Raw genomic sequence first — 7,966 nt, 5'->3', positions numbered from 1 at the left:
CTGCACTGGTACAACTACCACCGACCCCACACCGGCATCGGCGGCCACACACCCGCCAGCCGCGGAACCAACCTCGCCGAACAACACACCTAGGCCGTGTCCGGCGGGCAGCCCTGCCGGGACACCCGGGCGAACGGGGCGTCCGCGTGCCTTCTGTACAGCGCGCGCCGGGGGCGGTTACATCGGGGGCGGGCCAAGGAAGGACCTGCTTTCGGAGGCAACCATGCGCAGGATCGCGATCGTCGGCGCGGGCCAGGCGGGGCTCCAGCTGGCGCTGGGGCTGCAGGCGGCCGGCGGGTACGAGGTGACCGTGGTCGCGGCCCGGACGCCCGAACAGATCCGCGGTGGACGGGTGCTCTCCACCCAGCTGATGTACGGGCCGGCGCTCATCCTGGAGCGGCGGCTCGGCCTGAACCTGTGGGACGGGCAGGCCCCGCCCATCGAGGGCATCCAGCTCAACCCCACCGACCCGCCCGGCACCCGCTCCCCCGGCCGGTCGGTCACCGCCCGGCTGGAGAGCCCTGCCCAGTCCGTCGACCAGCGGGTGAAGACGGCGCGCTGGCTGGAGCTGTTCGCCGAGCGCGGCGGGCGGGTGGAGTACCGGCAGCCGGCCGCGGAGGACCTGGCCGCCCTCGCCGCCGCGCACGAGCTGACGGTGCTGGCGACGGGCCACGGCCCGCTCGCCGAGGTGTTCGGCCGGGACGAGCGGCACAGCCCTCATGCGCACCCCCAGCGCGTCCTGGCCTGCCTGTACCTGCACGGGGTGCGGCCCGACGCGGGGCTGCCGCCGTCGTTCCTGCGCATGTACGCCTTCCCGGGAACGGGCGAGTTCTTCGTCCTGCCGGCGCTGACCGGGTCCGGGCCCTGCCGGATCCTGCTGTGGGAGGGCAACCCGGGCGGGCCCTTCGACTGCTGGGGGAACGTTTCGGGGCCGGGCGAGGCGCTGGAGCGCTCCTTGCACCTGCTGCGCACGTACGCGCCGTGGGAGTACGAGTTGTGCGCCGGGGCCGAGCCCACGGACGCCGGGGCCCTGCTCACCGGCAGCCTGACGCCCGTGGTGCGGCACCCGGTCGCGGAGGTGGCGCCGGGCAGCCATGTGCTGGGCATGGCGGACGCGGTCGTCCTCAACGACCCGCTGACGGGTCAGGGTTCCAACAACGCGGCGCGCTGCGCGGACCGCTACCTGCAGTCGGTCCTGGAGCGGGGCGAGCGGCCCTTCGACCGCGCGTGGATGCACGAGACGTTCGCGGCCTGGTGGGAGCACGCGCGGCACACCACCGCCTTCACCAACATGCTCCTGGACGCTCCGCTGCCGCCCCACGTGCGGCAGATCATCGAGGCCGCGGCCATGCACCCCGCACTCGCCCACCGCTACGTCAACGGCTTCGCCGACCCCGCGGAGTTCCAGGAGTGGCTGATGGACGCCGACCGGGCGGAGGCCTGCCTGGCGGCGGTGGAGGGCGGCGGCACCCCGCAACCCCTGGGCTAGCCTGGCCGCATGGGTACGACGGGAGCGGCGCCGCCTCATACGGCGGCCGGGACCAGCGGCGGCGTCGCCGCACGCCGTGACCGCCCCGGCGGCCAGGGCGCGGTGGTGTGCGCCGTCTCGGCGGGCGGCGGCCTGGGCGCCGCGGCCCGCTACGGTGCAGGGCTGCTGTGGCCGACCGCACCGGGCGCCTTCCCCTGGACGACGCTGCTGGTCAACGCGGTGGGCTGTGCCCTGATCGGCGTGCTGCTGGTGAGCCTGACCGAGCGCGGTGCGCCGCACCGGCTGACCCGGCCCTTCCTGGGCACGGGCGTGCTGGGCGGCTTCACCACCTTCTCCACTTACGCGGTGGACATCCGGCACCTGGCCTCCGGCGGCCGCACCGGCAGCGCCCTCGTCTACCTGGCGGCGACGCCGCTCATCGCCCTCGCCGCGGTGTGGGCGGCCGCAACGGCCACCCGCGCGTACCCTCGGCGCGGCCCGCACCGGGAGCGGCGATGACACTGCAGGGCCCTGCACTGCGCCTGACCGTGGTGGTCGGCGAGTCCGACACGCACGGCCACCGGCCGCTGTACTCCGAGATCGTCCACCGCGCCCATGCGGCGGGGCTGGCCGGCGCGAGCGCCTTCCGTGGCATCGAGGGCTTCGGTGCCTCCTCCCTCATCCACACCTCCCGTCTGCTGTCGCTGAGCGAGGACCTGCCGGTGGCGGTGATCGTCGTGGACACCGCGGAGCGGGTCCGGGCGTTCCTGCCCGTGCTGGCGGAGCTGTCCGTGGGCGGCCTGGTCACCCTGGAGGAGGTCGAGGTCCTCCACTACGGCGAGGCCGCGACCGGCGGGAGCACCGAGGGGAAGTCCGGGTGAACTGGCTCCTCGTCGTCGCCGGCGCCATGGCCGGCGCTCCGCTGCGCTATCTGACGGACCGCTTCGTGCAGTCGCGCCACGATTCCGTGTTCCCCTGGGGCACGTTCACGGTGAACATGGTGGGCTGCCTGGTCCTGGGCGTGCTGACGGGCGCGCTGCCCGACGAACGGTGGCGCCTGCTGCTGGGCACCGGCCTGTGCGGTGCCCTGACGACGTACTCGACGTTCTCCTACGAGACCCTGCGCCTGGCCCAGGACGGTGCCCGCGCGTACGCCGTGCTCAACGTCGCCGCGAGCGTGGTGTGCGGGGTGGGCGCCGCGTACGCGGGGGTGGCCCTGGGCCGAGGCCTGGGGTGAGGAGGCCGGCGGCGCGTCAGCCCGGGTGGGCGCCGACAGTGTCGCGGATCTCGGCCCCGAGGCCGGAGTCGCCCTCGCGGGCGCAGTGGGCGCAGCAGAAGAAGCGGCCGGAGACCTCGACCCCATGGCCGATGATGCGGGCGTTGCAGTGCTCGCACGTCGGGGCCAGCCGGGTGATCGCACACTCGAAGCTGTCGAAGGTGTACGTCTGCCCGGTGATGGTCTTGATCTCGAAGGCCAACCAGTAGTCGTTGCCGCAGGTGTCGCAGCTTGCCATGGACTGCTCCGTCTCGAACGACCCCCCTTCGGTCAGCGTGGGCGGTGCCCGGCGTGATGTTTCCCTCCGGCGCGGGGCGGGCGGCCGGGGCGGGTGCGGCCTTCACTCGAAGGTGCGAGGACCGCCCGGCTCAGCCGTCGCCCGGCTGCCCCAGGTCCGCATTGACGATGGCGCGCAGCGCCGCCAGGTGTGCGTGGTAGGCGGCGCGGCCGGCCTTGGTGAACTTCAGCCACACCCGCTGCCGGGTGTCGCGGACGGCGCGCCGCTGCTCGACGTACCCGGCGTCGGTGAGGACAGTGACGTGCTTGCTCAGCACGGACGGGCTCACACCCAGCGTCTCGCGCACGGTCGAGAACTCGATCTCCTCGACGGCGTCGAGCACGGCGCAGATCCGCAGCCGGTTGGGCGCGTGGATCGTCTCGTTGAAGCCGTCGTCGGCAGCGGTCACTGTGCGGGTATGCCCTTCGTGCGCGAGGTCCGGTCGAGGACATGGACCACCCCTCCGACCAGCAGCCCCGCCGGCGCCCATATCCACGACATACCCGCCCAGTCTTCCAGGAGCAGCGCACCGAGGTAGCTCAGCATGGCCAGGACGGCGCACACGGCCGCGCCGCGCTTGAGGGCGGGGGTGGCCCGCCGCCGGACCCCGCTGGCGCGGAACTGCAGCCAGAGGACCGTCACTATCGCCGCGTACACCGCGCCGAGGGCGACGAGGTCGAACGGCTCGGGCAGCAGGTTGACGAAGAAGACCGCGGCCACGAGCGAGGACATCGTCCACTCGTACCAGCGGGAGGGCTTGATCGAGCAGACCGCCTCCTGGGCCTGCTCGGCCAGGGCCAGGGCCTGCGCGGCGCTCTCGGCCGAGGGCCGGCCGGAACGCGGGAACACATCAGCGTCGGTTGCCATGATGGAAAGTGAACCACGCACTTTCCATCATGGCAACCGTGGAGTTTCCACTGTGGAAAACCTCGCCGCCCGGGCGGGTGAACGACTCAGCGCGCCCCGAAGACCTGGGTCCAGCGCGGGCCGCCCGGGGCGCGGTTGATGCCGATGCCGATCTCCTTGAAGGAGCAGTTGAGGATGTTCTTGCGGTGGCCGTCGCTGTGCATCCACGAGTCCATGACCGCCGCCGCGTCCGCCTGCCCGTAGGCGATGTTCTCGCCGTAGGTGCTCCACTGGTAGCCGGCCGCCGTGATGCGGTCGCCCGGGCCCTTGCCGTCCGGGTTGGTGTGGTTGAAGAAGTTGCGGGCCGCCATGTCGTCGGAGTGGCCCTGGGCCGCGGCGTCCAGGAGGCTGTTGGAGGTCACCGGCGAGCACCCGACCTTGGCGCGCTCGGCATTGACCAGCGCCACCACCTGCTGGGCCGCCGAGCCGCCGCCCGGGTTGGGCGCGGGCGCCCGGGTCGCGGGCTTCCGGCTGGGCGCCAGCGCCGAGTCCGACGTGGACGCCGGGGACTCGCTCGCCGACTTCGACGCGGACGGCGACGCCGACCCGCTCGGCGAGGCGGAGGCCGAGGCGGACGCGGAGGCCGAGGCGCTCGGCGAGGCCGACTGCGAGGGGCCCGAACGCAGCGGCGACGGCTCCTGCGCGCTCAGCTGCTTGAGGCTGCCCGGGGCGTCGACTGCCTGGGTGCGGTCGGCGCCGTCCGGGGAGTCCTGGAAGAAGTAGGTGCCACCCAGCACCCCGCCCGCGAGGAGCGCCAGCACGCCCGCCCCGACGGCGACGCGCCGCCCGCTGCGCCCGCCGCCCGCGCGGTGCCCGCCGCCGCTCCGGCGGCCGGCCGCCCGGTGCCCGCGGGCCCGGGCCGGGGCCGCAGCCGGGGCCGCCCCGGACCCGGCCGAGGCCGGGAAGGCGGCGGTGTGGCCCACCGGGGCCGCCGACTGACCCACCGACGCCGCCGAAGCCGCGTGCACCGTCGTGCCCCTGCCCCACCAGCCGAGCAGCGCGCCGCCCACCGGCACCAGGCCGAGGCCGGCCAGCAGTCCCTCGGCGGGCACGAGCGCCGACAGGGCGCCGGTGCAGCGGCCGCAACCGCGCACGTGCCGGGCGATGCGCTTGCGCCACAGGGCGGAGGGGATGCCGTCCCAGTGCGCGACGACCTCCGACAGCTGCGCGCAGCGCGGCTGCGCCGCGAGGGCCTGGACCACGCCCCGCGCGATGTCGAGCTGGGCCTTGGTGCGCTGGATGCGCACGGCCGCGTGCTGCGGGGTCAGCTCCAGTGCGGCGGCGACCTCGGCGCGGGTGAGCTCGCCCGCCGCCTCCAGCCACCACAGCGACAGCACGTCCTGTTCGCCCTCGTCCAGCCAGCGCGTGGCCTCGGCGGCCTCCCTGCGCTGCCCCTGCAGTCCCAGCCGGACGATGGTCAGGTCGACGAAGTCGGCCTTGGGGTCGGCGACTTCGCCCACCATGTCGTGCAGGCCACTGACGGGTGCCTCGGGGTGCGGCTCCCGGCAGTGGCTGCGTATCTGGTTCATGGCTATGGCCACGACCCAGGAGCGGAAGCTGGCGGCGTCGCGCAGTCCGTCCAGGCCGTTGATCACGCGCAGCATGGTCTCCTGGACGACGTCGTCGACGTCCGCGTGGCCGTTCAGGGCCCGCCCGACGATGTTGTAGACCAGCGGCAGGTGGGTGGCGACGAGCTCGTCCTGTGCCGCCGTGTCCCCGGCCCGGGCCGCCTCGACCACGGCCACGTTCACACTCTCCACGCCCGCACCTCTCTGTCGTACCGCCACGTTGGCGTCCGTTCCGACACCTAGGAGACCCGCGGCGAACCGGCTGATAACAAAAAGCCGGGGGCGAATTTACGGAGGTTTTCGCGGCCATTGCATGAAGTGTGAGTGGCCTCACGTTTACACACCGTCAGAAATGGTCAAGGGCGGCGCGGGCTCCGCTTGCGTCCGCGCCCGCCCGGGGCGAGCGCCTGCGCGAGCTCCTGCAGGGCCTCGACCAGCAGCTCCGAGGCCCGTACCGGCACGCCCTCGTCGCCCTCGCGCACCCGCCACTCGGCCAGTGCCGCATGCGGCCCGGACCAGTCCAGGGCCCGGCGCTCGCGCACGGCCGCCTCCGCCGGGGACAGGGCCTCGCGCAGCGCCGCGGCGAACCGCCCCGCGCCGGGCGACGGCTCGGCGTCGCGGTCCGGCAGGTGCGCCTCCATCAGCATCGTGACGCGGCCCATCGTCGTCAGCGCCGCCTCCGCCTCCCGCTCGGCCTTGCGCGAGATGCCCCGGTGGCGCACGGGTTCCTGCTGCGCGCGGGCGGCCGCGTCCTCCCACTCCCGGCGCGCGGCACGCGCGTCCAGCAGGACCTCGCGCACCCGGCGCGCCGCCCGATCGGCGGGACGGGCGTACGCGTCGAGGACGGCGAGCGCGTACTGGCCGTTGTTCGCCAGCCAGTCCGCCAGCCGGTCGCGCAGCCGGGGCGTCTCCCAGGTGGGCCACAGGGCGTACCCGACCATGGCCAGCACCCCGCCCAGCAGGGTCAGCGCCAGCCGGTCCTGCAGCGTCTGGGACCAGCCCTCGCCGGCGATGCCCAGCAGGAAGACGATGTACGCCCCGACGCACGTGGAGACGACGATGTAGCCGGTGCGCATCAGCAAGTACTGCAGCGCCACGGTCGACACGGCCAGGCCCGCGCTGACCCACGGCCCCGGGTGGAACAGCGCCATCAGACCGGCACCGGCCCACACCCCCACCAGCGTGCCCGCGAAGCGGGCGACTCCGCGCTGGAAGGTCTGGGCGAAGTCCGGCCGCATCACCATCACCGACGTCATCGGCGCCCAGTAGCCATGGCCCAGCGGCAGGGCGCTGCCGAGCGCGTACGCCGCGCACGAGACGACCGCCACGCGCACCGCGTGCCGCCCCACCGGCGAGGACCAGCGCGCCTCGCGGCGCAGCGCGCGCCAGGCCACCGGCAGCAGTCCCGCCCCCGTGGGCCGCAGCAGGTGCCGGCGCTCGGCCTCGGGGACCGGGCCGGTGGCGCGTACGGGCTCGTCGCTGGCCTCCACCGCGTCGCCGAGCAGCGCGGCGAGCCGCAGCGCGCTGCGGCGGGCGGGGCCGGTCAGCCGCGAGCCGGACTCGGCCTCCTGCAGGGTGGCCACGGCCTCCGGCGGCAGTCGCACCGGCTTGCCCCAGCGGATCGCCCGCGCCACTGCGTCCAGGACGGTCGCGGCCGCGGCCAGCAGGTCGCGGACCTGGTCGCGCTCCGGTCCCTCGGCGGGCGCGCCGAGAACGGGGTCGGCGAGCGAGGCCAGGACGGGCCGGATGCGCTCGGCCACTCCGCGCGGACCGCCCAGCTGGCGCGGGCGCGTCCGGGCCTGGCGCGGCGTCAGCGCGGCGGCCTCGCGGGCCTCCATCAGCGGCTGCGGGTCGAAGGGTGCCACGGGATCGTGGCGCAGCCGGCGCGCGTAGTCCGCCTCCGCGGCGAGCGCGTCCGCGAGCACGTCGCGCTGGCGGCCCCAGGGGCGGATGGGGAACAGCAGGATCAGTGCCGCCTGCACCACGCCGCCGAAGACGATGAGGGCGGCGTGCTCGGCCGCGCCGGCCACGGAGGAGGGCAGGGTGACGGTGACGAGCATGACGGCGATCGTCTGGGTGGCGACGAAGCCGGAGACCGGGCCGAGGGCCCAGGCGAAGCCCGACAGCAGCGTCCACGCGGCCAGCAGGACGACGAAGAGGGCGTGGTGGGCGGCGGCGAGATAGCCGATGAAGGTGCTGACGCCGAGTCCGGCGGCGACGCCGAGGGCCAGCAGGGGGCGGGGGCGCCAGCTGCGCTGGAAGGTGACGATGCCGGAGGCGAAGGCGCCGAAGGCGGAGGAGACGGCGAGGGAGGGGGTGGCCAGGGCGAGCAGGAGGCCGATGACGACGGCCACGCCGCAGGCGCCGCGCAGGGCCAGGAGCGGCTCGAGCCGGGCTCGCTCGACGGTGAGCCCGGCGCGGGCGGTCTTCTTCAGTGCGGTCGCCCAGCCCATGGGTGGAGCTTACGGTTC

Annotated in this window: 9 protein-coding genes; 4 read left to right on the top strand and 5 right to left on the bottom strand. The window is 74.7% G+C overall.

Annotation, left to right across the window (positions count from 1 at the left end):
* The first annotated feature begins 223 nt into the window (after positions 1 to 223).
* From AB0K17_RS29405 to crcB, 4 genes are read left to right on the top strand one after another with little or no spacing between them, the layout of a single operon-like run.
* Positions 224 to 1,489 carry a styrene monooxygenase/indole monooxygenase family protein gene (locus tag AB0K17_RS29405; protein WP_365984842.1) on the top strand — a complete coding sequence of 422 codons (1,266 nt, stop codon included), beginning with the start codon at positions 224 to 226 and terminating at the stop codon, positions 1,487 to 1,489.
* Between the two features lie 9 nt (positions 1,490 to 1,498).
* Positions 1,499 to 1,987, top strand: coding sequence for a CrcB family protein (locus tag AB0K17_RS29400; protein ID WP_365984841.1), 489 nt, complete (start codon positions 1,499 to 1,501; stop codon positions 1,985 to 1,987).
* Positions 1,984 to 2,349 carry a DUF190 domain-containing protein gene (locus AB0K17_RS29395; RefSeq protein ID WP_365984840.1) on the top strand — a complete coding sequence of 122 codons (366 nt, stop codon included), beginning with the start codon at positions 1,984 to 1,986 and terminating at the stop codon, positions 2,347 to 2,349. Before AB0K17_RS29400 ends, AB0K17_RS29395 begins: the two co-directional genes overlap by 4 nt.
* On the top strand, positions 2,346 to 2,705 hold the full coding sequence (gene crcB / locus AB0K17_RS29390) for a fluoride efflux transporter CrcB (RefSeq protein WP_365984839.1): 360 nt from the start codon (positions 2,346 to 2,348) through the stop codon (positions 2,703 to 2,705). The genes AB0K17_RS29395 and crcB overlap by 4 nt, the downstream gene beginning before the upstream one ends.
* 16 nt (positions 2,706 to 2,721) lie before the next feature.
* On the opposite strand, the gene AB0K17_RS29385 is transcribed toward crcB, so the two are convergent.
* The 5 genes from AB0K17_RS29385 to AB0K17_RS29365 form a co-directional block, all read right to left on the bottom strand.
* On the bottom strand, positions 2,722 to 2,982 hold the full coding sequence (locus tag AB0K17_RS29385; RefSeq protein WP_365967649.1) for a Prokaryotic metallothionein: 261 nt from the start codon (positions 2,980 to 2,982) through the stop codon (positions 2,722 to 2,724).
* Positions 2,983 to 3,112: 130 nt separating this feature from the next.
* Entirely contained in the window at positions 3,113 to 3,430 is a 318-nt protein-coding gene (locus AB0K17_RS29380; protein WP_365967648.1) for a transcriptional regulator, read from the bottom strand.
* The gene (locus AB0K17_RS29375; protein WP_365984838.1) at positions 3,427 to 3,888 is read right to left on the bottom strand and encodes a hypothetical protein; all 462 of its coding nucleotides are present in this window, start codon (positions 3,886 to 3,888) and stop codon (positions 3,427 to 3,429) included. Before AB0K17_RS29375 ends, AB0K17_RS29380 begins: the two co-directional genes overlap by 4 nt.
* An 86-nt stretch (positions 3,889 to 3,974) precedes the next feature.
* The gene (locus AB0K17_RS29370) at positions 3,975 to 5,687 is read right to left on the bottom strand and encodes a sigma-70 family RNA polymerase sigma factor (RefSeq protein WP_365984837.1); all 1,713 of its coding nucleotides are present in this window, start codon (positions 5,685 to 5,687) and stop codon (positions 3,975 to 3,977) included.
* 164 nt (positions 5,688 to 5,851) lie between these two features.
* Positions 5,852 to 7,948 (bottom strand): FUSC family protein, encoded by a 2,097-nt coding sequence (locus AB0K17_RS29365; protein ID WP_365984836.1) that lies wholly within the window; start codon positions 7,946 to 7,948, stop codon positions 5,852 to 5,854.
* Positions 7,949 to 7,966 lie beyond the last annotated feature (18 nt).

Origin of the sequence: Streptomyces sp. NPDC049585 (assembly GCF_040675615.1) — a bacterium.
Classification (GTDB): Bacteria; Actinomycetota; Actinomycetes; order Streptomycetales; family Streptomycetaceae; genus Streptomyces; species Streptomyces luteosporeus.
The sequence above is the reverse complement of the archived record's forward strand: the minus strand, read 5'-3'. Positions and strand labels throughout refer to the sequence as shown.